General features: G+C 49.8%; 32 protein-coding genes and 1 pseudogene. 22 read left to right on the top strand and 11 right to left on the bottom strand.

Annotated features, from left to right (window positions below):
- The first annotated feature begins 41 nt into the window (after window positions 1-41).
- The gene (locus HNY42_RS16275) at window positions 42-227 is read left to right on the top strand and encodes a hypothetical protein (protein ID WP_255508310.1); all 186 of its coding nucleotides are present in this window, start codon (window positions 42-44) and stop codon (window positions 225-227) included.
- Here HNY42_RS16275 and HNY42_RS10120 read toward each other — a convergent pair.
- Window positions 192-1,124: a zinc-dependent alcohol dehydrogenase gene (locus tag HNY42_RS10120; protein ID WP_188004440.1), complete on the bottom strand. Its 933-nt coding sequence runs from the start codon at window positions 1,122-1,124 to the stop codon at window positions 192-194. The two genes, HNY42_RS16275 and HNY42_RS10120, sit on opposite strands and share 36 nt — an antisense overlap.
- Window positions 1,125-1,341: 217 nt before the next feature.
- Between HNY42_RS10120 and HNY42_RS10115 the strand changes: the two genes are divergently transcribed.
- The 3 genes from HNY42_RS10115 to HNY42_RS10105 all read left to right on the top strand — a co-directional run bounded on the left by HNY42_RS10115 (window position 1,342) and on the right by HNY42_RS10105 (window position 2,938).
- Entirely contained in the window at window positions 1,342-1,926 is a 585-nt protein-coding gene (locus HNY42_RS10115; RefSeq protein ID WP_251138723.1) for a hypothetical protein, read from the top strand.
- Between the two features lie 312 nt (window positions 1,927-2,238).
- The gene (locus tag HNY42_RS10110) at window positions 2,239-2,436 is read left to right on the top strand and encodes a hypothetical protein (RefSeq protein ID WP_188004439.1); all 198 of its coding nucleotides are present in this window, start codon (window positions 2,239-2,241) and stop codon (window positions 2,434-2,436) included.
- A gap of 106 nt (window positions 2,437-2,542) precedes the next feature.
- The gene (locus HNY42_RS10105) at window positions 2,543-2,938 is read left to right on the top strand and encodes an RDD family protein (protein WP_131503683.1); all 396 of its coding nucleotides are present in this window, start codon (window positions 2,543-2,545) and stop codon (window positions 2,936-2,938) included.
- Between the two features lie 82 nt (window positions 2,939-3,020).
- Here HNY42_RS10105 and HNY42_RS10100 read toward each other — a convergent pair whose 3' ends face one another.
- Entirely contained in the window at window positions 3,021-3,842 is an 822-nt protein-coding gene (locus tag HNY42_RS10100) for an aldose epimerase family protein (RefSeq protein ID WP_188004438.1), read from the bottom strand.
- Window positions 3,843-4,082: 240 nt separating this feature from the next.
- On the opposite strand from HNY42_RS10100, the gene HNY42_RS10095 reads away from it, so the two are divergent.
- The 5 genes from HNY42_RS10095 to HNY42_RS10075 all read left to right on the top strand — a co-directional run bounded on the left by HNY42_RS10095 (window position 4,083) and on the right by HNY42_RS10075 (window position 10,750).
- Window positions 4,083-5,075 carry a LacI family DNA-binding transcriptional regulator gene (locus tag HNY42_RS10095; RefSeq protein ID WP_188005440.1) on the top strand — a complete coding sequence of 331 codons (993 nt, stop codon included), beginning with the start codon at window positions 4,083-4,085 and terminating at the stop codon, window positions 5,073-5,075.
- 130 nt (window positions 5,076-5,205) lie between these two features.
- A complete protein-coding gene (locus tag HNY42_RS10090) occupies window positions 5,206-6,477 on the top strand; it encodes an arabinogalactan oligomer ABC transporter substrate-binding protein GanS (protein WP_188004437.1) in 1,272 nt (423 codons plus the stop codon).
- Between the two features lie 57 nt (window positions 6,478-6,534).
- Window positions 6,535-7,791: a carbohydrate ABC transporter permease gene (locus HNY42_RS10085; protein WP_188004436.1), complete on the top strand. Its 1,257-nt coding sequence runs from the start codon at window positions 6,535-6,537 to the stop codon at window positions 7,789-7,791.
- Window positions 7,792-7,796: 5 nt separating this feature from the next.
- Window positions 7,797-8,645 carry a galactooligosaccharide ABC transporter permease GanQ gene (locus tag HNY42_RS10080; RefSeq protein WP_114595678.1) on the top strand — a complete coding sequence of 283 codons (849 nt, stop codon included), beginning with the start codon at window positions 7,797-7,799 and terminating at the stop codon, window positions 8,643-8,645.
- Window positions 8,646-8,689: 44 nt separating this feature from the next.
- A complete protein-coding gene (locus tag HNY42_RS10075; RefSeq protein WP_188004435.1) occupies window positions 8,690-10,750 on the top strand; it encodes a beta-galactosidase in 2,061 nt (686 codons plus the stop codon).
- Window positions 10,751-10,818: 68 nt separating this feature from the next.
- Here HNY42_RS10075 and HNY42_RS10070 read toward each other — a convergent pair whose 3' ends face one another.
- Window positions 10,819-11,703, bottom strand: a complete 885-nt coding sequence (locus tag HNY42_RS10070; RefSeq protein ID WP_188004434.1) for a LysR family transcriptional regulator — start codon at window positions 11,701-11,703, stop codon at window positions 10,819-10,821.
- Between the two features lie 112 nt (window positions 11,704-11,815).
- Between HNY42_RS10070 and HNY42_RS10065 the strand changes: the two genes are divergently transcribed.
- Genes HNY42_RS10065 through HNY42_RS10050 form a run of 4 tightly spaced genes read left to right on the top strand, consistent with a single transcriptional unit; the run spans window position 11,816 to window position 14,013 of the window.
- Window positions 11,816-12,553, top strand: coding sequence for an SDR family oxidoreductase (locus HNY42_RS10065; protein WP_188004433.1), 738 nt, complete (start codon window positions 11,816-11,818; stop codon window positions 12,551-12,553).
- Window positions 12,550-13,134 (top strand): LbetaH domain-containing protein, encoded by a 585-nt coding sequence (locus tag HNY42_RS10060; RefSeq protein WP_370528929.1) that lies wholly within the window; start codon window positions 12,550-12,552, stop codon window positions 13,132-13,134. Before HNY42_RS10065 ends, HNY42_RS10060 begins: the two co-directional genes overlap by 4 nt.
- A 1-nt stretch (window position 13,135) precedes the next feature.
- A complete protein-coding gene (locus HNY42_RS10055) occupies window positions 13,136-13,606 on the top strand; it encodes a cyclophilin-like fold protein (RefSeq protein WP_188004432.1) in 471 nt (156 codons plus the stop codon).
- Window positions 13,603-14,013, top strand: a complete 411-nt coding sequence (locus HNY42_RS10050; protein WP_188004431.1) for a cupin domain-containing protein — start codon at window positions 13,603-13,605, stop codon at window positions 14,011-14,013. The genes HNY42_RS10055 and HNY42_RS10050 overlap by 4 nt, the downstream gene beginning before the upstream one ends.
- A gap of 76 nt (window positions 14,014-14,089) precedes the next feature.
- Here HNY42_RS10050 and HNY42_RS10045 read toward each other — a convergent pair whose 3' ends face one another.
- Together HNY42_RS10045 and HNY42_RS10040 are read right to left on the bottom strand one after the other, a co-directional pair.
- On the bottom strand, window positions 14,090-14,560 hold the full coding sequence (locus HNY42_RS10045; protein WP_131503693.1) for an NUDIX hydrolase: 471 nt from the start codon (window positions 14,558-14,560) through the stop codon (window positions 14,090-14,092).
- A 44-nt stretch (window positions 14,561-14,604) separates the two neighbouring features.
- The gene (locus HNY42_RS10040) at window positions 14,605-15,354 is read right to left on the bottom strand and encodes an SDR family oxidoreductase (RefSeq protein ID WP_188004430.1); all 750 of its coding nucleotides are present in this window, start codon (window positions 15,352-15,354) and stop codon (window positions 14,605-14,607) included.
- A 152-nt stretch (window positions 15,355-15,506) separates the two neighbouring features.
- On the opposite strand from HNY42_RS10040, the gene HNY42_RS10035 reads away from it, so the two are divergent.
- Together HNY42_RS10035 and HNY42_RS10030 are read left to right on the top strand one after the other, a co-directional pair.
- The gene (locus HNY42_RS10035) at window positions 15,507-16,040 is read left to right on the top strand and encodes a ribonuclease FAU-1 family protein (protein ID WP_188004429.1); all 534 of its coding nucleotides are present in this window, start codon (window positions 15,507-15,509) and stop codon (window positions 16,038-16,040) included.
- Window positions 16,041-16,364: 324 nt separating this feature from the next.
- A complete protein-coding gene (locus HNY42_RS10030) occupies window positions 16,365-17,027 on the top strand; it encodes an HAD hydrolase-like protein (RefSeq protein ID WP_188004428.1) in 663 nt (220 codons plus the stop codon).
- A gap of 65 nt (window positions 17,028-17,092) precedes the next feature.
- On the opposite strand, the pseudogene HNY42_RS10025 reads toward HNY42_RS10030, so the two are convergent.
- The 3 genes and pseudogenes from HNY42_RS10025 to HNY42_RS10015 all read right to left on the bottom strand — a co-directional run bounded on the left by HNY42_RS10025 (window position 17,093) and on the right by HNY42_RS10015 (window position 18,717).
- Window positions 17,093-17,582 (bottom strand): annotated as a pseudogene (locus tag HNY42_RS10025) (hypothetical protein).
- Window positions 17,583-17,584: 2 nt separating this feature from the next.
- A complete protein-coding gene (locus HNY42_RS10020) occupies window positions 17,585-18,349 on the bottom strand; it encodes a creatininase family protein (protein ID WP_188004427.1) in 765 nt (254 codons plus the stop codon).
- A 14-nt stretch (window positions 18,350-18,363) separates the two neighbouring features.
- Window positions 18,364-18,717, bottom strand: coding sequence for a YciI family protein (locus HNY42_RS10015; RefSeq protein WP_188004426.1), 354 nt, complete (start codon window positions 18,715-18,717; stop codon window positions 18,364-18,366).
- A 219-nt stretch (window positions 18,718-18,936) separates the two neighbouring features.
- On the opposite strand from HNY42_RS10015, the gene HNY42_RS10010 reads away from it, so the two are divergent.
- Both HNY42_RS10010 and HNY42_RS10005 read left to right on the top strand, forming a co-directional pair.
- Complete coding sequence (locus HNY42_RS10010) at window positions 18,937-19,638, top strand: tubby C-terminal domain-like protein (RefSeq protein ID WP_188004425.1); 702 nt, start codon at window positions 18,937-18,939, stop codon at window positions 19,636-19,638.
- A gap of 92 nt (window positions 19,639-19,730) precedes the next feature.
- Window positions 19,731-20,099 carry a PH domain-containing protein gene (locus HNY42_RS10005; protein ID WP_131503700.1) on the top strand — a complete coding sequence of 123 codons (369 nt, stop codon included), beginning with the start codon at window positions 19,731-19,733 and terminating at the stop codon, window positions 20,097-20,099.
- A 209-nt stretch (window positions 20,100-20,308) separates the two neighbouring features.
- Here HNY42_RS10005 and HNY42_RS10000 read toward each other — a convergent pair whose 3' ends face one another.
- Both HNY42_RS10000 and HNY42_RS09995 read right to left on the bottom strand, forming a co-directional pair.
- Complete coding sequence (locus HNY42_RS10000; protein ID WP_370528927.1) at window positions 20,309-20,644, bottom strand: hypothetical protein; 336 nt, start codon at window positions 20,642-20,644, stop codon at window positions 20,309-20,311.
- 85 nt (window positions 20,645-20,729) lie between these two features.
- A complete protein-coding gene (locus HNY42_RS09995) occupies window positions 20,730-21,350 on the bottom strand; it encodes a serine/threonine protein kinase (protein WP_188004424.1) in 621 nt (206 codons plus the stop codon).
- A 144-nt stretch (window positions 21,351-21,494) separates the two neighbouring features.
- Between HNY42_RS09995 and HNY42_RS09990 the strand changes: the two genes are divergently transcribed.
- Genes HNY42_RS09990 through HNY42_RS09970 form a run of 5 tightly spaced genes read left to right on the top strand, consistent with a single transcriptional unit; the run spans window position 21,495 to window position 25,726 of the window.
- A complete protein-coding gene (locus tag HNY42_RS09990) occupies window positions 21,495-22,973 on the top strand; it encodes a carboxypeptidase M32 (RefSeq protein WP_188004423.1) in 1,479 nt (492 codons plus the stop codon).
- A complete protein-coding gene (locus HNY42_RS09985; RefSeq protein ID WP_188004422.1) occupies window positions 22,970-23,701 on the top strand; it encodes a glycerophosphodiester phosphodiesterase in 732 nt (243 codons plus the stop codon). The genes HNY42_RS09990 and HNY42_RS09985 overlap by 4 nt, the downstream gene beginning before the upstream one ends.
- A gap of 12 nt (window positions 23,702-23,713) precedes the next feature.
- Window positions 23,714-24,190 (top strand): hypothetical protein, encoded by a 477-nt coding sequence (locus HNY42_RS09980; RefSeq protein ID WP_188004421.1) that lies wholly within the window; start codon window positions 23,714-23,716, stop codon window positions 24,188-24,190.
- Window positions 24,180-24,749, top strand: coding sequence for a guanylate kinase (locus HNY42_RS09975; protein ID WP_131503706.1), 570 nt, complete (start codon window positions 24,180-24,182; stop codon window positions 24,747-24,749). Before HNY42_RS09980 ends, HNY42_RS09975 begins: the two co-directional genes overlap by 11 nt.
- A 59-nt stretch (window positions 24,750-24,808) precedes the next feature.
- Window positions 24,809-25,726 carry a phosphotransferase family protein gene (locus tag HNY42_RS09970; RefSeq protein ID WP_188004420.1) on the top strand — a complete coding sequence of 306 codons (918 nt, stop codon included), beginning with the start codon at window positions 24,809-24,811 and terminating at the stop codon, window positions 25,724-25,726.
- Window positions 25,727-25,819: 93 nt separating this feature from the next.
- Here the strand turns inward: HNY42_RS09970 and HNY42_RS09965 are convergent, their stop codons facing one another.
- On the bottom strand, window positions 25,820-26,731 hold the full coding sequence (locus HNY42_RS09965; protein ID WP_188004419.1) for a tetratricopeptide repeat protein: 912 nt from the start codon (window positions 26,729-26,731) through the stop codon (window positions 25,820-25,822).

The following is a 26,731-nucleotide window of genomic DNA, read 5'->3' as shown; positions in this document are numbered from 1 at the left end:
AACTCGACATTGCGACGTCGACACCAGGTCTTGAGAAGCTGTTGTCTCAATTACTGGATCGGCCTGTTCCGGAAATTACGACGATTGTAGCGGAACGGATGCATTTCAGACAGGCTGTGTTTTCCGGAACGCCTACGCTGCCTGGGCAGGATCCAAACGGTCTTGAAGTCCGGACCGTGAGTCCGCTCGCGTTAATCAGTGGACGGGTACGTGACGAAAACCTTTAAAGGCGTCGTGTCTGTCAGCAAGTTCTCGAAACATCCGGCTAAATCCTGAGAAGCAACTGTTTGTTCAAACAGCCGTTCGAGCTGCGGGACATGTGGTGCCGTCTTAAAAAACCATGCGGCATGGTCCTGATAATCCCAGCCGTCACTTGAGCCGATCAGCCGCAATTCCTTTTCGTAAAAGGCGGCAGTCAACGATAAGGTCTCGTGATTCCCGTCTGAAAGAATGCAGAGCTGTCCATGGGGAACAAGCTTTTCCTGCAATAAGGCGAAAGCGTCCTGGCGTGCGGAACATTCCAGTGCATGTGTAAACGTCTCGACGAATGGATCAGTGTCTGAGTACAAAGTATGCGCCCCGAGTGACAGGGCAAGCGATGTTCGGACCGGATCAGGGTCGGAGACAACAATTCGGTCGACATGATAGTAATGCCGCAGATAGAAAACGGTCAGCAGTCCGATGACACCCATCCCGGTCACTAAAACCGGGTCCGTCGGTTTTGGTTCTAGTTTCCGGACGCCTTTCGCAGCATCGCACGATAGGATGTTCAGCAATGCGAGTTTGGCGGATATGCCGTCCGGAACAGGAATGGCTTTGGCTTCTTCGACGAGTGCGATATCCTGATGTCCGTAAAATGCAAGCAGGCGGTCGCCGACTTGAAACCGGGTGACCTGATCTCCGACAGCGATAACGGTGGCGTAGCTTTCGTAGCCGGTCTCTTTCGGATAGGCTGGAGACGGATCAGTGGGGTCGTCGCCCCGGACTTGCGGCAGTTCAGCCCCGATGCTGATCGCGCCGGCAATCGTCCGGACAAGCAGTTCGTGTTCTTGGACCGGAGGAAGGTGGTGTCTGGTCCAGGTGACAGACCGGGCTGCCGTAACCTGTAATCGGTGTTGATGCATTAAAAAACCTCTTTTCTGAAAAAAATCGTCTTCTTCTAGTATAAGGTAAATAATCCCTTATCAGATTAAAAATATGACAATTTTGTAAGGTGGAAACTGTCGGATGAGGATCCATTTCCAATTCAGGATATGTTATTCTGAAAAAAAGATGGAATCAGAAAAGGGTGTGGTCCTCATCGAACGAATCGAAATGTCCATCCATCGTGGATTAGTAGAGTTGAAGAATTTAGATAAACGGATTCAAAAAGCGCAGACGAAATCGTTTATCGGTGTGCAAAGTGGCAGTCAGGCACCGGCAGGATATCCGTCTGTCGTGGTATTTGCGGAAGAAGCGAAAGCGAACCTTCAGTCAGTCCGCGATTTAATGGAGCGCCGGAACCGGATTAAGTCTTCTATCACGGCATCGAATGCCGTGACGATCGTCCGGATGGAGGGGCGTGAGATGACCGTCGCAGAGGCGATTGACCGTCGGGATACCGGCCTTGTCTATGAACGGCAACTGTTGCAGACGTTACGCGAACAACTCCGACAAGTCGAACAGACGATTGAGACGGAACGGCAAGACGTCGTACGGCGGGCGGATAGCCATATCGAAGCGACATACGGGTCGCGGGAAAAAGGGAATGCGGACGAGATGGAAAAGTCACGCCGTTTGTTCCTCGAGCGGCTGGAGCCGAATCTGATTGATCCGTCGAACCTGCGTCAGGTCATTGCTGAACTCGATGAGACGATTGATACGTTTGAAACGGAAGTGGATTTTACGTTATCGGAAAGCAACACAGTGACCAAAATTTTTGCCTGAGGAACATCCCCTGTTTGCCTGATACTCCTGTGACCAAACACGCTTGTTTTGTGCGATAACAAAACAACGGTGCGCTGGCACCTCACATCGGTTCTATCCGGAACCTGACGTGAAAGTTCAACGTTGACAGCTCAACCGACAACGAACAAAGGTGAACGCTCAGAGCATTAAAGTAGAACCTTCAACGAATAAAGAAGGATCAAATCCACGAGAACATGGTAATAGAGAGGACTTGTTTGTTGCCTCTAGGAGTACCGCGTGGCTGGGCCGACAGGGGACATACATAATAGTCGACGGGAGAGGATGGGGAAGATGTTGAATTGGTATTTAACGGTTCTTGATATACCGAATCTTGCGCTTGCAGCACTCATTATCGGTATTGTTTTGACTGTAAGGTACGGACGTCTCTTTGTTCGTCGAGACATCCCGGTATCCGGTAAACGACTGGTAGCCGTCCTGTACGGTGGCTGTCTGTTCGGTTTGGGCGGGATTGTCCTGTTGTATGCGTGAAGAGACAACCTTTTTTGAACGGAGATCTCCGTTTTAAAAAAGGTTTTTTTGTTTCCATCACGAAGGAGATAATGTCAGTGGAATTGAAAAAAAGGAGGAACTGAACATGGATGGATTATTAAAACGTCGAATCGGAGCGGGAGTTGTCGACTTAGTTGTACAAGGGATGGTTTCCGGTGTGCTCGAGAAAACGGTATTGAAGCGTATCAAGAACAAAGCAGTGCATTCACTCATTACGGAGCCGGTCGTTAATTTTTTGATTGAGACGGTCCAACTGTCAACAGGTAGCGGACAAACCGTCGGGCAACGTCTGTTTCAAATTCAGGTCGTCAGCGAGAACGGCCAGCCGCTCGCCATCAAACAGATTGCGAAACGGATTGTGTACCGGGAGACGATTGCTCCGATTAAAGGCTGGAAAAATCGGGAAGTATATCTGCGAGACGGATCGATCCTGCCGGAGGATGAATTTGCCGGGACCAGGGTCATCCGGAAAATCAACTAGGTTCGCGGGTGGACTCGTAAAAACAAATCGAACGGAGGAGGATGACAGATGCACAGTCTGCTGTCCTCCTCTTGCTGTGAAATCAATACGTCGTGCTGAACGAATAAGTCGTCTCGTGAAAGGAGGGAATTGGACCGTTAATGAGAGATGACAGAAGGAAATCGGTTGAATCAAAACAAATACCGGAAAAAAAAGTATCGGTATGATGCGCTGCTGTAGACAACACAAAGCCGGGCTGGGAAGTTTCCATTGTCATCCAGCGGCCGCTTACGGCTTCATGAACAGAGATGACCGGTTGTTGATGAAATAAATAATAGGTATCGGCAGGAGACCTTGAAAACATCTTGTCTAAAAAGAAACGGTTCAGACGACGCCCTAACCGAAAATCAAAGGGTGTTCCTTTCGTCTGTTGCAAGCAGGGATTAATCGACAACGCCGGTACGGGGTGGATGAAACAAGAACTGGCAAACTTTAAATCATGTTGTGTAATACTAGCTTTTAAATTACCGCTTAGGTTAAAGAAAATAGGAAGCGACAAAGAGAGGCGAAGAGGCTGGTTGGTCGTCGCTACATAACGGAGAATCAATTGATTGTTGTTAGTCAGCACATAAAGAATGTCGATTGCGATCACCTGTCCATTGACAGCTATTTCCGCCGACAGACGAAGTCCGGATTCTTGTGTTGTCGAAAACGGTTCAGCTGTGAATGAAAGCTGATGTAATGCCAGATCGATTTCGTGAACGGAACCGGATGACGTATCATACAACCGGCCGGATAAACCGCGAGGAATCGCAGGAACCGTTACCAAAGAACAGTCAAACATAATATTTTCGGGATGACCATTTCGGTCAGGTACGATCAAACGTTCAATGCTTCCTCCTTTGCTTGCAATCTCGACTTCCATTCCACGATCATTGTTCAAACGATATCGTGCCGACCTGTCTTTTTGTGAATTCATCCGGACCTGCAATTTCTTTCCTCCTCTTTTCATGTGAAATTTAACCCTTTTTAACGGTATAATACATATACAATAATCAAATCAGTAAAATTATTCCCTTTTACTTTACCACGCATAAAATATTTTAATCTATTTATTTACTAAAACTTTTTACTTAAAATAATTTAAAAAAGAGGCGGATGCATGATGGCGACGATTAAAGATATTGCAAAAGAAGTGGGTTGTTCGATTTCGACGGTATCCCGCGTATTGAATAATGATCCGACGTTATCAGTGGGAGACGAGACGAGAGCCAGGATTTTTGAAGTGGCGGAAGAAATCGGATACCGGAAAAAAACACTAAAAACACTCGTGAAGAACATCGCGTTTTTATATTGGCTGACCGATAACGAAGAGCTCGAAGATGTCTATTTTCAAACGATGCGGGTGGAAATCGAAAAAAAAGCACGGGAAAACAACATCGAATTGACGACCTACAAACTCGAAGGCGGGATTGAAAAAATCCCGTTGGATATCGACGGATTCATTGCCGTCGGTTCATTCATGAACCGTGAGCTGGAATATTTGAGAGAATTGACACCGCATGGCGTATTCATCGACTCTACACCGGATCCCGCACATTACGATTCGGTTCGTCCGGATCTTGCGCAAATCACCCGTCAGGCAGTTGAAGTGCTGGTGGAGCAAGGTCATGAAAAGATCGGGTTTATCGGCGGCACGTACCATAACCTCGATACGGACGCGGAAGAGATGGATGGACGGGAGCGGGCATTTCGTCAAACGATGGAAGAACGTGACTTGTTGCGGGAAGACTTCATCTTTTGCCGGCAAGGATTTTCGGTCGACAATGGACATTACTTAATGAATCAGGCGGTCGAACAACTCGGGGAAGAGTTGCCGACAGCGTTTTATGTAGCGGCGGATCCGATTGCAGTCGGTTGTTTACAAGTCTTGAACGAGCAACAGATCGAGATTCCGAAACGGGTCAGTCTGATCAGTGTCAATGATACAAGTATTTCGAAATATGTGTCGCCGCCTCTGACGACATTCCATATTGACCTCGAGGAGATTTGTCAAAATGCGATTCAACTTTTACTGGAACGTGTGTTGAAGAAACGAAATATCGTCAAAACGGTCTATATCGGTGCGGAATTGATTACGCGTAAAAGCACTTTGTAAATAAATTTAGTAAAATTTTTTACTAAATTTATTTACAAAGTTTTCTTGTGGTGCTATATTTTGATTATTAAAGCGCTTACAAAAAGTGTTTTAATCTTTTCATAATATGATCCACAGGAGGAAAAAGTAGATGAAAAAAACCATTACATATATGACGGTCCTGAGTAGTCTGGCGTTAACGGTTTCGCTCGCGGCATGTGGCCCCGGGGAAGAGTCGCAGAAGAAGGATGAAACTTCGGGTAAGGAAGCGAAGCTTGTTGTCTGGGAAGACATTGAAAAAGGAGAAGGAATCAAAGACATCGTTTCGAAATTCGAACAAGATAACGGCGTTGATGTAAAAGTCGTTGAAAAACCGTATGCCAAGCAAATCGAGGATTTGCGATTAGATGGTCCGGCAGGGACCGGTCCCGATTTATTGACGATGCCGGGGGATCAGATTGGGACTGCCGTAACAGAAGGAATCATCAAGGAGATGGATGTTCCGAAAGAGGTCCAGTCGATTTATACCGATGTTGCGCTCGATTCGCAAAAAGTGGACGGGAAACTCTATGGTGTCCCGAAAGCAGTGGAAACAACCGTTTTATACTACAACAAAAAACTGGTGTCAGAAGAGAAATTACCGAAAACATTGGAAGAGTGGTATGCCTTATCGAAAAAAACGGCAACGGGACAATCATTTGGATTTCTCGCTTTATTTGATCAAATTTATTATGCCCAAAGTGTCCTGAGCGGATATGGCGGCTACATTTTTAAGCTGGATGACCAAGGGAAGTATCAGACGAACCGAGTCGGGCTTGGGAATACCGGAGCAATCGAAGGTGCGACGTATATTCAAAAGTTTTACAAGGAAAAATTATTCCCGGCAGGCATCATCGGTGAGCAGGGCATCAATGTCCTCGAGTCCCTGTTTACGGAAGGGAAAGCGGCCGCCATCATCTCCGGTCCCTGGAATGTCGAGCCGTTTACGAAAGCCGGCATTGATTTCGGTATCACAAAACTGCCGGAACTTGAAAACGGGAAAAATATGAGTTCTTTCATCGGCGTCAAAAGTTATAATGTCAGTGCCTATTCCAAACGATCGGAGCTTGCGAGCAAACTGGCGCTTTATTTGACGAATGCGGAAAACTCTAAAAAACGTTTTGTAATCACAAAAGAAGTTCCGGCCGTCAGTGCGTTGGCAGAAGATCCTGCGGTCACAAAAAGTCCAGCCGCACAAGCGGTAGCCGAACAATCTAAATTTTCCGAGTTAACACCGAACGTCCCCGAAATGAATGAAGTCTGGAAGCCGGTTGATGCCGCACTTCAAACGATTGCCACCGGAAAAGCGGGACCGGAAGCAGCGATGAAGCAAGCCGTCAAGACGATTGACGGTCAGATTAAGGCGAAACACGGAACGAAATAACCGTGTTTAATATGACAATGCCTGACAGTCGGAGATTCTAGTAAAGAGGTGAAGGACGTGCAACACCGGAAAATTGGATTGATGTTATCAATCATTCCAGGACTTGGCCAATTGTATCACCGGCAATGGATGAAAGGCGGACTCTTGCTCGCAGTCAGCATTGCCTTTTGGATAGCGTTCGCCGATCTGCTCAACATGGGGCTATGGGGAATCGTGACGCTCGGAACAGAAGTACCCCGCGACAACTCGATTTTTTTGTTGGCACAAGGCATCATCGCGATCATCGTCCTGTTATTTGGGATCGGTCTGTATGTATTTAATTTACGGGACGCCTACCGCAATGGGCAAAAACGTGACCAAGGCGTCCGACCGGATTCTTTGTGGTCGGATTATCGGAATTTAATGGATCAGGGTTATCCCTATTTAGTCAGCGGACCTTCGTTGTTTCTATTGATCTTTGCCGTAATCTTTCCCATTTTGTTCAGTTTCGCCTTGGCGTTCACGAATTATGATTTGTACCATTCCCCGCCTGCCAAACTGGCGGATTGGGTCGGATTTTCTACCTTTGCTCAAATCTTCACAGTTGATATTTGGCGGTCGACGTTCTTTGATGTGTTGTCTTGGACAATTGTCTGGACCTTAGTCGCCTCGACCTTACAAGTGTCGCTCGGTATTTTTTTAGCAGTACTCGTCAATCAAAAAGAGGTCCAGTTCAAACGTGTCATTCGGACGATTTTCGTCTTGCCGTGGGCGGTTCCTGGTTTTGTGACGATTCTTGTCTTTGCCGGACTCTTTAATGACAGCTTCGGTGCCATCAATCTGGACATCTTGTCTCTGTTCGGTCTTGATCCGGTCCCGTGGTTAACGGATGAGAAGTGGACACGTGTTGCCCTCGTTTTTATGCAGGGATGGCTCGGATTCCCGTACGTCTTTTTAGTGACGACAGGTGTCCTGCAATCAATTCCGGATGATTTATACGAAGCAGCAACGATTGACGGGGCGTCGATGTTTGCGAAGTTTCGACATATTACGATGCCGATGGTACTGATTGCAATGTCGCCGATCATCATTACCCAGTTCACGTTTAATTTCAATAACTTTAATATCATCTATCTCTTTAACGGGGGCGGACCGTCCGTACCCGGTTCCAATGCCGGCGGAACGGATATTCTCGTCTCCTGGATATATAAATTGACGATGCAGTCCGGTCAATATGCGTTAGCGGCCGCCTTGACAATCTTACTGTCGATTTTTGTCATCGCGATTGCGTTATGGCAGTTTAGACGTACGAACGCCTTTAAGGAAGGAGCGTGATCGGGATGGCGACTGGAAACAAGACACGGACGGTTCGTCTGACGCTGACCTATTTGATTCTGCTGTTCGTTGCGACCTGCATCATCTATCCCCTCCTGTGGACGATTGGTGCGAGCTTTAATCCGGGCAACAGTTTAGTCAGCACATCGATCATTCCGAAAAATCCAACACTTGATCATTACCGGGAATTATTTGCCGGAAAAGAAAGTCTGCAATACGGTCATTGGTATATGAATTCTTTGAAAATCAGTCTCTTTACGATGCTCGGGACGGTTGTCAGTGTTTCTTTTACAGCCTATGCTTTTTCAAGGTTTCGCTTCAAAGGACGCCAGCAAGCCTTGACGTTGTTCTTGCTGTTACAGATGATTCCGCAGTTTTCAGCCTTGATTGCCCTGTTCGTGCTGGCCCAGCTACTTGGCATGATGAATAGTCATTGGCTGCTGATTCTGTTATATATCGGCGGGCAAATTCCGATGAATACCTACTTGATGAAAGGATATATGGATTCAATTCCGGTCGATCTCGATGAAAGTGCCAAACTCGACGGCGCCGGTCATACCCGGATTTTCATCCAAATTATTTTACCGCTCTGTCGTCCGATGCTTGCCGTGGTCGCGATGAATGGATTTACGGGACCACTCGGGGATTTTGTGCTGGCTTCGACAATTTTACGGACGCAGGAAGCGTATACGTTGCCGATTGGACTGTTTAATCTTGTCAACGAAGCGATGGGAGCGAGCTATACGACGTTTGCTGCCGGAGCGATTTTGATCAGCATCCCGGTCGCGGTTCTGTTTGTCCTGCTGCAAAAACATTTTGTGTCCGGACTGACGGCCGGGGGAACAAAAGGGTAAGAGAGAAAGAACAGCTAAATTGGTGAGTGAGGGAGAGTTTAATAATGGGACGAAAAATCTATACATCAAAGGCCAGGCATCTGTTGCATGGCGGGGACTATAATCCGGATCAGTGGCTCGATGTCCCGGACGTCTTGCAGGACGATTTACGGTTGATGCGTCTCGCGCACACGAATACGTACTCGGTTGGTATCTTTGCCTGGAGTGCGCTCGAACCGACCGAAAATCAGTTCACGTTCGAGTGGCTCGATCAGATCATCGACGATATTGATGCGAACGGGGGCCGGGTCATCTTGGCAACACCAAGCGGTGCGCGTCCGGCCTGGTTGTCTCAAGCTTATCCGGAAGTCCTGCGTGTCGATGAAAGGCGTGTCAAACAGCTCCATGGCGGTCGTCATAATCACTGTCTGACATCACCCGTGTATCGAAAGAAAACGCAGCAAATAAACCGTTTGTTGGCCGAACGGTACGGAAATCATCCGGCGCTTTTGATGTGGCATGTTTCAAATGAATACGGGGGCGACTGCCATTGTCCGCTCTGCCAGGAAGCCTTTCGGGACTGGCTGAAAGTGAAGTATGAGACGCTCGAAGCGTTGAATGCCTCGTGGTGGAGTGCCTTTTGGAGCCATACATTTGACGACTGGTCGCAAATTGAATCGCCGTCGCCGATCGGTGAAAGTATGGTCCATGGCTTGAATCTGGACTGGAAACGCTTTGTGACGGATCAAACGATTTCCTTTTTTGAACAGGAAAGCGTCCCCTTGCGCGAATTGACGCCGGCACTTCCGATTACGACCAACTTCATGGCGGATACAGAGGACTTGATTCCTTTTCAGGCCCTCGACTACAGTCGATTTGCCAAACACGTCGATGTCGTCAGTTGGGATGCCTATCCGACCTGGCACAATGACTGGGAAACAACAGCCAACTTAGCGCTGAAGGTCGGGTTCATCAATGACTTGTTCCGAAGTTTAAAACAGCAACCGTTTCTCTTGATGGAATCGACGCCGAGTGCCGTCAACTGGCATCCTGTCAATAAAGCGAAACGTCCAGGCATGCACCTGTTGTCCTCGCTGCAAATGATTGCCCACGGTTCCGACAGTGTCCTTTATTTCCAGTGGCGCAAATCCCGCGGATCATCAGAAAAGTTCCACGGGGCGGTCGTCGATCATGACCGGTCGGAGCAGAACCGTGTCTTTCAAGAAGTCGCCCAAGTCGGACGGACCCTCGAGCAACTGGATGCCGTCGTCGGAACGACGCGTCCGGCAGAGGTCGGGATTCTTTACGACTGGGAAAACAACTGGGCCTTAAATGATGCCCAAGGGTTCGCAAACGACACGAAACAGTATCCGCAAACCCTTCAGGAACACTACCGCTTTTTTTACGAGCAGGATATTCCCGTCGATGTCATCACGAAGGAACAGCCGTTTGATGCTTACAAACTGTTGATCGTGCCGATGCTGTATTTAGTCAGTGCGACGATCCTGGAGAGGTTGCAGCGTTTTGTCGAACAGGGTGGGACGTTAGTCACGACGTACATGACGGGTCTCGTCGATGAGCATGATTTGGCGTACACCGGATGGCCGGAAGAACTGCAGACAATCTTTGGGCTGACACCGGCGGAGACGGACACGTTGTATCCGAGCGACCGCAATCACGTGATGTTCAACGGGAAACAGTATGAACTGCAGGAGTATGCGACGGTCATTCAGGTCGACGAAGCGGAGGTCGTCGGCCGCTATACGGACGACTTTTATCGACAGACGCCGGCTGTGACGAAACATCGGCTGGGACAAGGAGAGGCCTGGTATATCGGCGGGCGACTCGAGGCTGCCTTCCAGCGTGACCTGTATACATTACTGACGGACCGTTTACGGATCGAGGCACCGCTCGCGACATCGCACCGTGCGGAAGTATCCGTTCAAGTACGTCGCGGTCAGGAGAAAGATTACGGATTCATCCTGAACTTTTCCGAAATCGAGCAATCGATTGAACTGTTCGAGCCGTTGCTGGAATCTGCGACACAAACGGAGATCAGCAGTCAGTTGATACTTGCCCCCTATGAAGTCAAGATCGTTGAACGGAAGAATCGCGATCAAATATGAATGTAATCAAAAACGGCTTTTCAGACAGAAATAACTTCTGTCCGAAAAGTCGTTTTTTGGTATGGCCGTTAAAAGGCGGTGTCCTCTTGCGGACAACTCATCCATTCGAGCAGTGTTTTAGCCGGACGCGACAAGACCGCTTGCTTTTTCCAAATCAAGTAGGTGTTGGCGGTGAGCGACGGCGTCAGCGGGACGAAGATGAGTTCACTTCCGCTTGTATTGACGATGCGGTCGAGACACAAAGCATGACCGACTCCTTCCTTGACGAGGAGCGAAGCGTTGAACAGCAGGTTGTATGTTCCGACGATATGGACCGTGTCCCAGTCCAAACCGGTCCGTTCCGCGAACGTCCGATTTCCTTGGAGTTGTTCCGAAACGATTAACGGGAGGTCCCGTAAATCGTCTGCCGTTACCGTCGCCTGTTGCCCGAGCGGATGATCGCGCCGTGTCAAAATCCCCCATTGATCAGGCTGATTCAGTTTCAGGTAATGATAGGCCTTGACGTCAAACGGTTCAATGACCAGTCCGAAATCCAGAATTCCTTTATCGAGCTTTTCCAGAATATCCTGACCGTTCCCGCTGTGAATCCGAATCGTGACGTCCGGATGCTGTGATTGCATTTGTTTGAATGACCGGATGACCGGCAACAGACTTTCCGTTTCACCGCCGCCGATATAAAGTTCGCCACGCAACGTTTCCTCGGTCACAAGATTGATAACGATTTTATCGGCCAGCGTCACAAGTTCGCGCGCCCGTTCCGCCAAATAGTACCCGCTTTCCGTCAGGACGATGCCTCCCGGAGTCCGGTCGAACAACGGACCGGCCAATTCGTCTTCTAACCGTTGGAGTTGACGGGACAGTGCGGGCTGGGAAATCCGGAGAATCCGGGCCGCCCGGGTGATGTTTTTTTCCTCGACGACTGCCAAAAAATAACGTAATTGTTGAATTTCCATGACGTCCTCCTATGCGTTTTAGTTATGGATAATGATTTCATATTAGCATTAGACATGAAAGGTGAATACTCGTAACCTTGTAGACAAGCAACAACTAAGAGGAGGAATACAAATGAACACACCACTGGATAAAGTCATCGTCATCATGGGCGCGTCAAGCGGAATCGGCGAAGCGACGGCACGACTGCTCGCGTCACGCGGAGCCAAATTAATGCTCGCCGCCCGTCGAATCGAGCGGTTACAAGTCATTCAGGAAGCCTATCCTGAAGCGTATATTCAAATCAAACAGGCCGACGTCACCCGATTCGATCAGGTTGAAGCCGTCGTCGAGGAAGCAAAAGCCGTCTACGGACGGATTGATGTTCTCTTCAACAATGCCGGCATCATGCCGACCGCTCCGCTTGCGGCCGGACACCGGGAGGACTGGAAAAACATGCTCGACATCAACGTGATGGGCGTCTTGAACGGAATTACCGCGACACTGCCAATCATGGAACAGCAACAGTCCGGTCATATCATTGCGACAGATTCGGTTGCGGGACATGTCGTCTATCCGGAATCCGCCGTCTATTGCGGGACGAAGTTTGCCGTCCGGGCAATTATGGAAGGATTACGTCAGGAGCAATGCGAAAATAATGTCAAATCGACAATCATTTCACCGGGAGCCGTGCAGACGGAATTGTATACGACGATCAGAGATCAAGCAACAGGCGAGTCACTGCGTCAAGCGCAACAAGAGTGGGGATTGACGAGCGAAGATGTCGCCCAAGCCGTCCTGTATGCCATCGATACACCGGACCGTGTCTCAATCAGCAACTTAATCATCCGTCCGACGCAACAACAAGTGTGATGCGGATGGAGCATTCATCGATCTACCATCAAATCGAAAATCGGCTGGTCGAGTCACACGATGCCGTATTCGAGCAAATTCATGCCGTACAGCGGGACGGGGAACGACTGCTCCACCGGTTGAATCAGCACCTGTTGTCTCCGGCCGAGTTTCGCGAGACGCTGGGCGAGCTGATCGGTCAGCCGGTGGATGAGAGTGTTGTCGTCTTACCCCCGTTTTATACAGACTTTGGACGGCATATCTCACTTGGGAAAGACATCTTCATCAACCGCGGAGTCATGTTGACGGATCTCGGTTCGATTCAAATTGATGATCATGTGCTGATCGGTCCGTTTGCCAAGTTGTTGACCGTCAATCATCCGGTCAGTCCGTCGAAACGGCGGGGGCTGTCGGTGAAACCGATTCACCTGAAACGAAATGCCTGGATCGGAGCAGGGGCAACGATTCTGCCGGGCGTGACCGTCGGTAAACATGCGATTGTCGCAGCAAATGCGACCGTGACAACAGATGTACCGGACTTGGCGATTGTCGCCGGCACTCCGGCGCGAATCATCCGTTATATCGATGAATCGGAGGACTGACATGAAGCGTCGAGTCGGGACTGTCATCGTTCTCCTCTCGCTCGGACTTTCAGGTTGCGGTCCGTCAGTTTCGGTTTCAACCGAAGTCAAACAAGAAATCAAGGAGAGCGATACGATGAACATCAACGTCAACGGTCAGGTTGCTTCCGTACAACTGGAAGATAACGCGACGGTAAAAGCTATACTTGCGGAAATGCCGTTTACAATTCAGATGGATGATTTACACCAGAATGAGAAATACTATTATTTCGATAAGTCGTTTCCGGCGAATCCCCAACCGATTCAGACGATTGAAGCCGGAGACGTGCTACTGTATCAAAATAACTGCCTGGTGATTTTTTATCAAGCGGCTGAACCGATTGTTCCGTATACACGGATTGGAAAAATCAGTCGTTTTCAGGAAATCCAGGCGTCGTTCGGAAACCAGTCTGTTTCCGTGCAATGGTATGAAGGAGAGGGAAGACAACTATGACAAAATCGAAGACACCTGTAGAACATCCTTTTCAACGGGGAGAAAAAAATGAAGCCTTTGAAGCGTATTTCACGGGACAAAGTTACCTCCATCCGTTAGTCAATGATTCATCGCTCGAAATTTCAGTCGGTCAGGTGACATTCGAACCGGGCTGTCGCAACCATTGGCATATCCATCGGGGCGGATATCAAATCCTACTCGTGACAGATGGGGAAGGGTGGTATCAGGAGATGGGCAAACCGGCCCGTCTGTTGCGAAGCGGAGATACGGTCGTCACATATGACGGCGTCAAGCACTGGCATGGCGCGACGTCAGACAGCTGGTTTTCGCACCTGACTATCACGGCAGGGACTCCGGACTGGCTGGAGCCGGTTTCGGAACGGGAATATAACTTGCTGAAGAAATAAATGAAAAACGAGATCTACCTTCAGTCCGTCATCTGGACCAAAGCGTAGATCTCGTTGTCGTTTGGAGGGAAAAAAATTAAAACGAACTTCCGAGTGTCCAAAAGGAATCTCCCAGTTGCTGCATCAGTTCGTTGGCCCGACTTTCAATGCTTTCCGGTAACGTCGCTTGACTAAAGTAGGCCAGGTCAAGACTTTCTCCGTCAAGCATCGCAAGTGTCCCCGTGACGTTTTTCGCATGATAGAGATGAATGACGCCATGCACTTCATCGCCGTTCGGATACTGGTAGTAAAAGCGGGGACCGGAAAAGACGCCGATCAGTTCCAGTTCGCTTGTCTGTAATCCAGTCTCTTCCTGCAGTTCACGGATGGCGACTTCTTCGAGCGTTTCGCCGAGTTCCATCGATCCGCCAGGCAGTCCCCAGTCAAGCGTATCGGACCGGTGTTGGAACAAAACTTCCTGCTGGTCATTTGTCACAAGGATGGTAGCACCGACACTGATGATTGGACGACTGCCGATGAGTTGCCGTAATTCTGAGATGTATCCCATTTAAATCAATCCTTTCTTTTTCATCGTTTTGACAATATGGATGTTTACCGTGCGAATCCGCCTTCGGCATGGATGACCTGTCCGGTGATCCAGGCGGCGTCTGCACTGACGAGAAACGCAATCGTCCGCGCGGCGTCCTCCGGTGTCCCGATCCGTCCGAGCGGAAACTGCGGTATCAGGTGCGTCCGGATGTCGTCCGTCATCCAGGTCGAATCGGTCGGTCCAGGATTAAGCGCATTGACGGTAATGCCGAGCGGTGCGACGGCTGTCGCAAAGGAAGTCGTGAAAGACGAGACAGCCCCTTTCGTTGCCGCATAGGCCAGTTCTTCGGGCATCGCGCCAAGATCCTGGCCGGACGTCAAATTGACGATCCGGCCGGCCTGCAAACCGGCTTCTGCGAAAGCCCGGGCAAACAAGGTCGATAATAAAAGCGTACTCCGTACATTGACGGCGTAATGGGCATCGAGTGCCGTCGCGTCAAGCGTCGCGAGATCCGTTTGTGTCGAATGTGCCGCATTGTTGATCAGGACGGACGGGGTGCCGAGAGTCGAGCACGTATGCGCAAGCACACGTTCTGCCGCATCCGGCGCCGACAAGTCGATTTCGAGCGCCTCGCTTCGGACACCGTTTACCGCCAGTTCTGCTTGAAACGTGTTGATCCATTTACGATCCGCTTTCCAGTATGTAAAACAAATCGTCATCCCTTCTGCCGCAAGCTTCCGGCAAATGGCTGTGCCGATATCGCGGGGGTGGCTTGCCCCGGTGATAAGGGCAATTCGGGGAGTATGCGACATAACAACGCCTCCAGTTCCATTAAGTATGTGCTTGTTCATCTTACCGCTCCCGAAGGAACAACGTCCAGAAAAAAGAGGGATTTTTTTACAAAAATCAATAGGAACAGTCGATACGGAAATGATAGGATGGAAAAAAGAAGGAGGGAGCCGTTGTGGAACGTAAATATGCCGCTCGATCTTCATGGAAGCGGATCGTAAAACGCGATTACCGGGAGCTTTATCTTGAGACAACATCGTTTACGGGTTATGTGACACGGCTCGATATGATTCGGGTGACAGACCCGTTGTCGGTTCGTTATTCCGGGCAGGAGATTCAGATTGCTGGCGACGGTTATTCCTGGCTCCAGCAGTTTCCGGCAGGGCAGAAGCACGTCATCACGACGATGTTCAATGCACACGGACAGATTGTTCAATCGTACATCGATATTTGTCTTCGGCATGGACGGGATACGACAGGGATTTTTTGGGACGATTTAATGCTCGATCTCGTATTATTGCCGTCCGGAGAATGTTTTGTGCTGGATGCGAAGGAACTCGAGTTGGCCCGGGAAACAGGGGGGATCAGTCAGGACCAGTACGCGGCAGCATGGAAGGAAACGAAGATATTGCAAGATCAAATCCGGACTAACAAGCTGTTGTTCCAGCCGCTTGCCCGTGTGCATCATGATTTACTGGATAATGTGTGATTAGAACAAGCATATCCCGTTGATTATAAAGAAAATCAACGGGATAGCGGGAATCTGAAATAATCGCAGTCAAAGGTATGCTGCTAAACGATTTTGTTATGGTTATTGTAGAGAACAAACAGAACGATACTGATGACGGCTAAGCCGACCACGATGAGCACCATCATGATGGTTCATCTCCTTTTTTCTACAGCAACACGATAAATTCCGTTAGTTATCTTTACCCGAAAATCAACAAAATGAGTAAGTTGTCTGAAGAAATCTGTTACTAAATCGAGACAACTGATAAGAAGTCGTCTCTTAACCGTCAAGGAGGAAATCATCATGAAACAGGCGTACATCTTTGATATGGACGGCACGTTATTTCAAACGAATCGGATTCTGGGTCATGCGTTAGAAGATGCATTCGACTTCTTACGCATGAATGGCCGCTGGAGCGGGGCAACACCGCTGGCTGAGTATCAGGCCATCATGGGAGTGTCATTGCCGGAAGTCTGGCAAACCTTACTGCCGGCGCATTCGGATGAAGAGAGGATGTGCGTTGACCGGACGTTTCAAGACGCGTTGATCCGTCACATCGAACAAGGACACGGTGCCCTGTATCCGGGAGCGGAAGCGACACTTCACGCCTTAAAAGAAGCAGGGCATCGGCTCTATGTCGCAAGCAACGGCTGGAAAGTGTATTTAACGGCCATCGTCCGGCAGTATGGACTGGACCGCTGGCTCGATGGCGTTTATAGCATCGAAGACGTCGCGTCGTCACAAAAAAGTGATCTCGTCGCCTACATCTTGTCTGGGCACCAGTTAACGGAAGCGGTTGTCGTCGGAGACCGAATTTCCGACTTTACCGCGGCCAAGGTTAACGGATTACCCGCCGTCGGTTGCCGGTTCGATTTTTCGAACGAAGTAGAACTGGAACAGGCAGATGCCGTCATTGAAGACTTACAGGAACTGATTCAACTCGATTTAAAAGCAATAACATTGTGACAGAACAGACGAAAACCGGCTCCTCTCCAAACAGTGGAAAGGATGACCGGTTTTGGTGTACCCGATTAGTTTTTCCGGAACAGGGCGGTCCACAGGCCGGATAGTCCGAAGACGGAAGCGGTCGGAGCGGCCTCCTGCATCAAACGGATGTCGAACGGTTCGAAAATTGACCGCAGTTTCTCTTCCGTGAAGCCGAGACCGCCGTGCAGGCTCAGTTCTTGGTAAACATCCCAGTCCATCATATAGGATCCGCCGTACTGTCCGCCTTCGACGAAACAGGTCAAAGCAAAACAGCCGCCCGGCCGCAGGGCATCCGAGACGATCCGGATGTAGTTGGGTCGGCGGTGCGGGGCGATATGATGAAAGCAGCCGGAATCATAGACAAAATCGTAGGCACCCGGTTCACCGGAATCTCAAGTTGTTCGACGTAGCGGACCAGATTCTCGTCCGTTTCGTCCGGTCGGCATAAAAGCCGTCCCAAAAGGCGGTCGGTTCCCGGAGTAAAGCGTCAAGCATCTGCAACAGAACGTCGTGTGTCCGAATCGTTTCGTTCATCATTAGTCCTCATTTCTTCCCGGCAGGTTTCGCAGGCGGACCGCCGTCGTAAGTGTTTCTTTCAAGTGTTCCGCCCGTTTTTCAGTAAAGGTAGTCCAAAACGTCTCACCGATGGTTGCGAGTTCGTCCGGCGAATAGACACCGGGTTCAAAGCTTCCCCAACAACCGTCCGTCGCCAGTTGATCCCAAAAGACATAATCGGCGACCGGATAATGGGACAGCGGAACGTCCCCGCCCATCGGTTGCAGGTCAACGAGATTCGGACAAAGCCACATCCCGGTTGCGACGGACAACAGACCGCCGTGCCGTTCGTTTAATTCCGCAAGTCCCGCCGCGTCCAACGCTTCCTCAAATGCCCGGTAGCGGTGCGTCGTGATGACGACGAGCTCCGGATATTTAAAGTTAATCTGTTTGACGAATGCCGATTCCCAGTATGCCCCTCCGTGCCCGTTGCAAAGGATGAATCGAGTGAACCCTTGCCGGTACAGATTGACGATGATTTCTTCGAGCATCATTGAGATCACCGTCGGACTGACGGTGACGGTCCCGATTTGATTGGCATGTTCTTCGGAGGTGTTAAACGGCAGTGTCGGTAAGACATAGGCGTTTAACCGTTCACCGAAAACAGCGGCCTGGTGCTCGGCAATCAATGTATCAAGATGCATCGGCAGATACGGTCCGAACTGTTCGGTTGCCCCGACCGAGAGAATCGCGGTGACAGTCTGACTGTCTTGAATAACCTTCGTACTGTTTTTATAACTAAGCATGAATTCATTTCCCTTCATTCAAAAACTTGGCGTAACTCGATTTGTCCTTCGCCGTGACCTTGCGGATCCGGCATACGTCTGGCCCAAGTGATCGCTTCCTCTCTTGACGCCACATCGATCAAAATAAATCCTGCCAATTGATCCGCCGACGGTTCAAACGGTCCGGATGTGACGTCCGGTTCTTCATTTGGTTGGTGAAACGAAAAGCGAACGGCTTCCCGCGTCGGGTGCAGTCCTTTTGCCATGACCCGGACCCCGGCTTCGACCAGGTCCCGGTTAAAGGCGGCCATCGCTTCCTGAAGGAGTGGATCCGGAAACAGATCGGCTTCAGAGCGGTTTGACGCTTTAACGAGCAATAGGAATAACATGGATCGACCTCCTTGCAAAATGTGAACGGTGGGGATGAAAAACTTCTATTGTATTTATTTCGACCAATCGGTTACATCTCCTACATTTTAACTGAAAAATGGATGTTAAAATTCTTTTGGTGGAAGAAGAAAGGAAAAAACGTTGCTGCGTCAGATTCCTTCGATTAGCATAAAGTCAGAAGACTGAAAATCAGGTCTCACCAGGAAAGGAGCAGGGAAATGATCTATTGTATCGGCATGTTTGTGCTCGGTGTCGTTGCTCTGACGGCGCGGGGACTGTATTTTGACATCTTCCGCTTAACGGAGTGGGGGAGTGTCTTCGTTTTTCTCCCGGCAGCGCTGTTGCTTTTTTGGGTGGAACGGTGGCAACAAAAACAAGATGCGGCATTCAACGGAAGCGGAACCGGTTACACGTCGCGTCTCAGTGACCGGCAATCGACGGGGATCAAACAAATCTACCGGGCAGATACGGTCGTCGGTTCCTACCGTCGGACGTTTAAACAGGTCTGGCACCGCTGGTTCGTCGCTTTTCCGAAAGTGGAGAATTTTTTTCTGAACCTCGTTTTTGATCTTTCGCAGCGTGAACTCCGATTCGAGGAAAAAACCGGTCAACGACTGTGGAGCAATCAGACCGAATGGACGATCGAAGAAGGCGGCGAAACCGTCGGCGACATTAAAACCGAAAATACGGTCCTGCACGCCGTCGAATTCACTGAAGTACTGAGGATGACGTACCGTGGCGAGACGTATCAGATCCGCTCGCCCCGGTTATCCCGACGGATTGAAGTGAGACGCGATAAGAAAACGATTGCGGCAAGTCACCGAAAACGGCATCTGCTGACGTTTGATGTCCCGGATCTTGAGACACAGGCCGTTTTACTCGCCGGTATGATTTTGTTTCGGCTGCATTTTCGCGAGTGAAGCCGGACATTTCACATGACTTGGTAAAGGTAGAGAAATCGGATATCCTAGACAGGTAAGCAAAATTAAAAGCAGAAAGCAGGCGATGTTTGATGAGTAATCCACTGAGCCAACTCGCATGGACCTTCGTCTCCGAGTGTGACATCCCGCAAGACGTAACAGGATTATTGATTCAAGGCGAACAAGCGTTGTCCGCATATAAGACGATCCGGGACGTCGCGATTTTTACGACACACCGGCTGATCATTCGGGACGCGCAAGGATTGACGGGCAAAAAGGTCGAAGTCTATTCGATTCCTTATAAATCAATTAACATGTATTCAACGGAAAACGCCGGCGGCATGTTTGACATCAATTCGGAAGTCCAATTGTTTACACGGGCCGGAACGATCAAAATCAATCTCAACAAAAAGGTCGATGTCCGTAAAATTGACTTGCTGATTGCGAACGCGATTCTTTAAAAAGGGGGATTGGACGATGAAACGAGGAATTCCAAAAACGGCGGTGCTGGTTGTCTTGACGTTACTTGCAAGCCTCTGCCGAGCGAGACGAGTCCGTTAATTTTATTTCAATTCCCGTAATGATTGTATAAAATAATTTCATACGGACACGATCGATTCTACTCCTTCCAAACCATCAGCTGTCGTAACAGGTAAAAAAAGAAAAATGTTCAAAAAAAAACGAATCCTTCAAGGACCCGTTCCGCAGCTGACGCTATAGTGTTGCGCCGTTTTTTACTGTAACAGATCGTCGGGGTCATGCCGGTTTCACTGTCATAGTCGTACCACACGACATCATACATCCGACCGTAGTTCGGATCGACCATTCGTTTGTCGAGGATGACGGTGTAACTCTGATACGGATGACCCTGTTCATACAAATAATGGCGGATGGCGCCGCTCTCGGTATCGTTCGAAAATACGACCGGCGACAGCAGGGATAAGACGATTAACAAGGTGAGTACGGATCCACCAATCCACAGCCCGACTTTTTGCCAACGCTTCATTTGAAAATCACTCCATTTCAGTTAAAATATTGAAGTTGTATGTAAAACAACGACCGACAGTCACTGGATTGTCGGTCGTTTTGGTTTACCCCGTCTTTCGCATCGATTCGAACAATCGTCCTTTGTAGACGTCCGCGATTGTATTCAAAAAAGACTCGGAAAAACGTTTCGGGAAATACGCCTTCGCATAAAAATAGTGATAAGCGCGCTTTAAATCATCCCATTGCGTGCACGGATCGGTCTGACGGAATCGGGCGACGTCGATGATCCGTGTCCCGGTCGGCGTCAAGAGAATGTTTCGTAAATGAATGTCAGATGGATTCAAACCGACGGAACGTGCTTCAGCTAAAGCCCGATCGACCGTTTGGATGACATCGTCCGTGATGAGTGTCCCGCTGATCAAACACTCAAACAACGTTTGTCCTTCGATGTATTCGATGACGAGGTAGTCAGTCCCGTATTCATACTGTTTCGCATACGTCGCAAAGGGACTTAATTGTTCATAAATCGACCCTTCGATTGCTGCAAGATGTCGGTGCGAGGGGAAAAACTTTTTGATGACCCGGTCGGTTCCAGTGACTCGAAATACAAAGGCACTGCGACCTGTTCCAATCCATTCGAGTTGTTCCGGATAGGACGTCACCGTAAATCCCTCCGGCGTCTCGGCCAGATGGATGGCAAAAGCCAGTTCGGAATCTATCTTCACACATGCCACTTCCTTTCTCTTCTTTTATATTATACGACGTTTGACCGCGGATGGTTTCATAAAACGGCTCCTGTGTGAAAGTTTTGAACATTTTGTGATATGCTGAAAACGTACGGATACTACTTAGCTCAAGGGGGCATTTTAATGACGACTTTACAACAATGGCGTGACCATTTTGAGGCGCTTCGGGCATACGATGAAGCTGTTGCTTTACTCTATTGGGACATGCGGACATACATGCCGGAACAATCCGCCGACAACCGTTCGAAATCAATCGGCTTCTTATCGACGGAAAGTTTCCGCCGCCGGACGGGAACAGCATATCAAACGTTGCTTGAAGCGATGGGGCAAGAAGCGTTGACGGGTGTGGAAGCCGTCTCCTATGCCAAAGCAAAACAAGCGTACGACCGGGACTCGAAGATTCCGGAAGCGGAATACCAGACATTCATCACGTTAATTTCGGAAGCGGAAAGTGTCTGGGAGAAGGCGAAGGACGCGGATGATTGGGACTTGTTTGCACCTTACCTGGAAAAGATTGTCGCGATGGAACGGAAGTTCGTCGAGTACTGGGGATATGACAACCATCCGTACGATGCGTTGCTACATGATTACGAGCCGGGGATGACGGTCGCAGAACTCGATCCGTTGTTTGCAGAACTCCGTCAAGCGATCATCACACTCCTGCAACAACTCGACGGAAAAACATTCCCGACACTCGACTGGTCAGCCGACCGCGAGACACAGATTCGATTGAATCACGAGTGGCTGCAGGACATCGGTTATGACTTCACGGCGGGACGACTGGATGAGACCGTTCATCCGTTCCAGACGACGATCAATCGTAAAGATGCCCGCGTCACGACAAAGTACGATGAAGCGGATTACCGCAATTCGGTTTTCGGAACGATGCATGAAGCCGGACACGCAACATATGAACAAGGAATTGATCCGAATCTCGATACGCTCGGACTCGGGGACGGGGCTTCGATGGGGATCCATGAATCGCAGTCGTTGTTCTTTGAGAATTTCATCGGCCGGAATCAAGGATTCCTGTCGGCCCGCTATGCCGGTCTGCAACGAGCGATTCCTTCATTGACGGACGTGCCGTTCGAGACGTTTTATGCCGCGGTCAACGAAGTCAAACCGTCACTAATCCGGATCGAAGCGGACGAATTGACGTATGCTTTGCATATCATCATCCGCTACGAACTCGAAAAACGTCTGATTACGGGCGAACTCGAAGTCAAAGACTTACCGGCGGAATGGAACCGACTGTACAAGGAATACCTCGGAGTCGATGTCCCGTCCAATGCAAAAGGTGTTCTGCAGGATGTCCACTGGTCCGGCGGATCGTTCGGTTACTTCCCGAGTTATGCGCTCGGTCTCGTCTACAGCGCTCAACTGAACGAAGCATTGCGCGATGACGTCAATGATGTCGATCAACTGATCGCCGACGGAACACTGGCACCCATCAAGGAATGGTTGAACATCAACATTCACCGGCACGGAAAAGCGAAGACACCGGCGGAGCTGATTCAGGCGGCAACCGGACAATCGATTTCCGTCCAGCCGTTGATCAACTACTTGACGGCAAAATATACACGGGTCGTCGAAGCATTATGATGCGCTGGTTCGCCCATCGCGGAGCGAGTGACCGGTTTCCGGAAAATACGCTCGAAGCGATAGAAGCGGCAATCCCGTACGTCGACGGTATTGAATTCGATGTTCACTTTTCACGTGACGGAGTCGGAGTCATCATTCATGATGAGACGGTGAACCGGACGACGAACGGAACAGGGCGGGTCGTCGATTTGACGCTCGCTGAACTGAAGCAGCTCAACGCCGGAGCCCGGTTCAAAGGAGACGGCGGACCGGTTCAAACGACGATTCCGACGCTTGATGAAGTACTGACCCTGCTTGCACCGACACAGCTTTTGCTCAACATCGAGCTGAAGACGGATACGATCCGGTATCCCGGAATCGAAGCATACACACTCGAACGGTGTCGCGCCCACGGCATTTCGAACGACCGCCTGATTTTGAGTTCGTTTAATCATTACTCGGTCGCGACCGTCCGGGAACTTGATCCGACGATCGAGACAGCGATTCTCTATCCGTATCCGTTGTACCATCCGGAGCAGCAAGCCATCCTGCTCGGGGCAAAGGCGATTCATCCGGATTACCGCCGGGTGACGCGAGAAGATGTCATCCTTGCCCATCAAGCCGGGATTGAGGTCCGGGTTTATACGCCGAAATCGGCTGACGATGTCAGACGGATGATCGACATCGGGATTGACGCCGTCATCGTCAACGATCCACAAGCATTTCAGAAAAGTCTATCCATCCCATAAGGAGGTAGCGTCATGCGGAAGGAGCATCTGTTCATCATTTTAGCGTCATTGGTCGCACTCGTCATCGGTCTGCAGATTGGTTTTGCCAGTCTGCCGGCACCAAAACCGAAACAGGTCGAGGAATCAGTGACGCGACCGGATGATTTTCAGGCAGGACTCCGCGACGCAAAAACCGAATTAAAGATGGTACAACGGTTTGCCCGTACCAGCACGCTCGAGCACAATCGTTCGAGCGAAACCTGGATTTATTCCAGTCCGACACCGACCCGTATTGCCGTCGATTGGTATTTCGTCGCGAGTTATCCCGAAAAAAATGTTCAGATGACCCGAAATGACGTATCCCGGATTTTAACGTATGACCGGTACCTCGTCGTCATCCGCCCGATTTACGGGGTGATCGAAGACAGTGAACTGGAACAATTTGCGCTTCGCTTTTCAAGCTATTTCATGACAGTACAACAACAAAAGGAGGATCACGATGTCAGGTAAAATCATTCTGTTGATTGGTGGATCGGGCAGCGGGAAATCTTCCTTGATCAAACGCTTACGCCAGGAATATGAACGGGTCCGCTTTATTCCGTCCGTGACGACACGACCGAAACGTCCGACGGAACATGACGGAGAAAGTTATCATTTCGTTGACGTCAAGACGTTCCAACAATTGATCCAGGAGAACGGATTCATTGAGTATGCCCATGTACACCGGGCATGGTACGGTACACCACGAAAGGCGTATGAAGAAATTTTGGCGACGGATGGAATCGTCATCAAGGATATTGATCCGAAAGGGGCAACAGCGTTCAAGACGTTGTATGCCGACCACGTCATCACGATTTTCGTCTCCGTTCCGCCGGATTTGATGAAGGAGCGGTTGCTGATGCGGGGGGATACCCCGGAATTTGAAGCACGGCTCGTCGATTATGCTGATGCCTGGAAAGAACGGGATCATTATGATTACATGATTGAAAACATCGATTTTGAACAAGCCTATGCCGATCTGTTAGGAATCATTTCCGCTTATATTCCCGGACAACCGTCCGAATCATAACAGCAGGGAAGATTCCCTGCTGTTTTTTGATGCTTGCCTGGAAGAAAGGAGAACCTGCGATGGATGTACTCGTTCAGCTATTGCAACAGCAACCGGAACTCCGGCATCTGACCGGCTGGACCCGTCTGCCAACGCGCTACTCCGCTTCACCGAAATATACAGCCCGTGACGAAAGCGGACTATCAATTCTCCATACGGCTCCGCTCACATCATTTCGACAGAAAGAACGGGAGTTTGAGATTTTACGGCAACTGAAACAAGACGGACTGCCGGTCCCGGAACCACTCGACCTGAATCAGCTTCCGGAAGGATCTGTCTGTTACAGCCGTTACCGTTTCCTGACCGGTTCGACGATCCAGGATTGTGTACCGCTTGGTCGAGCCGGCGAGTATCGACTCGGTCAAGAGACAGGACGGTTGTTGAACCAAATCCATCGTTATGAAGGACCGCTGGCAACGAAGTGGGCGGTCCGATGTCGGGCGAAACACAACCGGTACGTCGCGCTGTATCAACAGGAAGCGTTACCGTTGACCGGCGATCAAGCAATTTTGTCCTTCATCGAACAAAACATCGGATGGATTGCAGATCGGCCGAATCGTTTGCAACACGACGATGTTCATCTGGCCAATCTGATTACGGACGGGGAGCATCTCGTGGGAATCATTGATTTTTCGAATCACGATAGTGGCGATCCGTGGCATGATTTCGTCAAAATGGGATTGTTTCAGGTCGAAAACAGCATTCCGTTTGCCGTCGGTCAAGTCAACGGTTATTTTGAGGGAAATGTTCCGAAACAGTTTTGGAATGTATACAGCGTCTATCTGGCGATGGCCTGTTTTTCATCCATCGTCTGGACGAGCCGTCATGCACCGGAAGAGATGGAGCAGATGCGTGGGCGGCTGGAACATGTCTTATCCGACCATCAGCGATTTGAGCGTGTGATTCCGGAGTGGTATGAAACGTTCAGCCGGCCTTGACCGGTGTCCTCGTATGGTACCGGTCTTTCTAAAAAAATCCGTCTCCTGCACCGAGTTGTTCGGTCCAAGAGACGGATTTTTTTACCGTACAGTTTATTCGCTGTCCCATGTCTCGTCGACACGGGATGCGTAAAAACGCAGGGCATTGGCATATGAGAGGATTTCGGGATTCTCCGTCGTATCAACAAGCGTTTCGATCAACCGTTCGATCGCTTCCGATGACCGGTCGAGATTATGTAACGTCAATGCGAAAAAGGTCTGTAAGGCGGCATGATTCGGGAAGTGAATGAGTCCTTCCGATAGGGTCTGATACGCCTCGTCGTATCGTCCGAGGGCGCGGTATGTACTACCGAGCCCGACATACGCTTCCTGCAAATCGGGTGCAGCCAGACCCAGTTCGATAGCGGTGACATAATAAGGAACAGCCGCTGCTTCTTCCCCCAGATTGTCGTGACACCACGCCATCTGGTAATGGACCACCGGATCGTCCGGTTTTTGGTGCAGATAAGAAGCGACCAAGGCTTTCGCTGCGTGATACTGTTTCACTTGACGGAGACGTGAGACGGCAGAAAAGTCGAAATGAACCTCAGAAGATATGCGGTCTGATTGATGATAGACGAAGGTCAGGGGATGACGCGGCTGTTCATCCGGTAATACGCTGTAGCGAAACTGCAGACCGAGCCGAGAAGCGACAGCGAGCGCCGGTTCGTTGTCCGGATGGATTGAAGTTTCAATCTGTTGGAAATCAAGTCTCGTGAAGACAAACGCCAGCACGGCAGGAAGGGCTTCTGTGGCATAGCCCTGTCGTAAAAACAGCGGATTGATCTGGCAGTGGACGTGTGCCGTCCGGATGTCCGGACGATGAAGGGCTGAGACGATAATCGTTCCGAGCAGTGTTTCGTCGTCTGCACGAAACAACTCAAATCTATATTCGTCTCGCCTGGATGGATTAACGGCGCCTTGAATCCGTAACCGTGTGGTCTCAAGCGTCATGGAAGCTGTCAT

It is taken from the genome of Exiguobacterium sp. Helios, assembly GCF_014524545.1.
In the GTDB taxonomy this organism is placed as follows: domain Bacteria; phylum Bacillota; class Bacilli; order Exiguobacteriales; family Exiguobacteriaceae; genus Exiguobacterium_A.
Note: the sequence above shows the minus strand (reverse complement) of the source record. Positions and strands in the feature narration are given on the sequence as shown.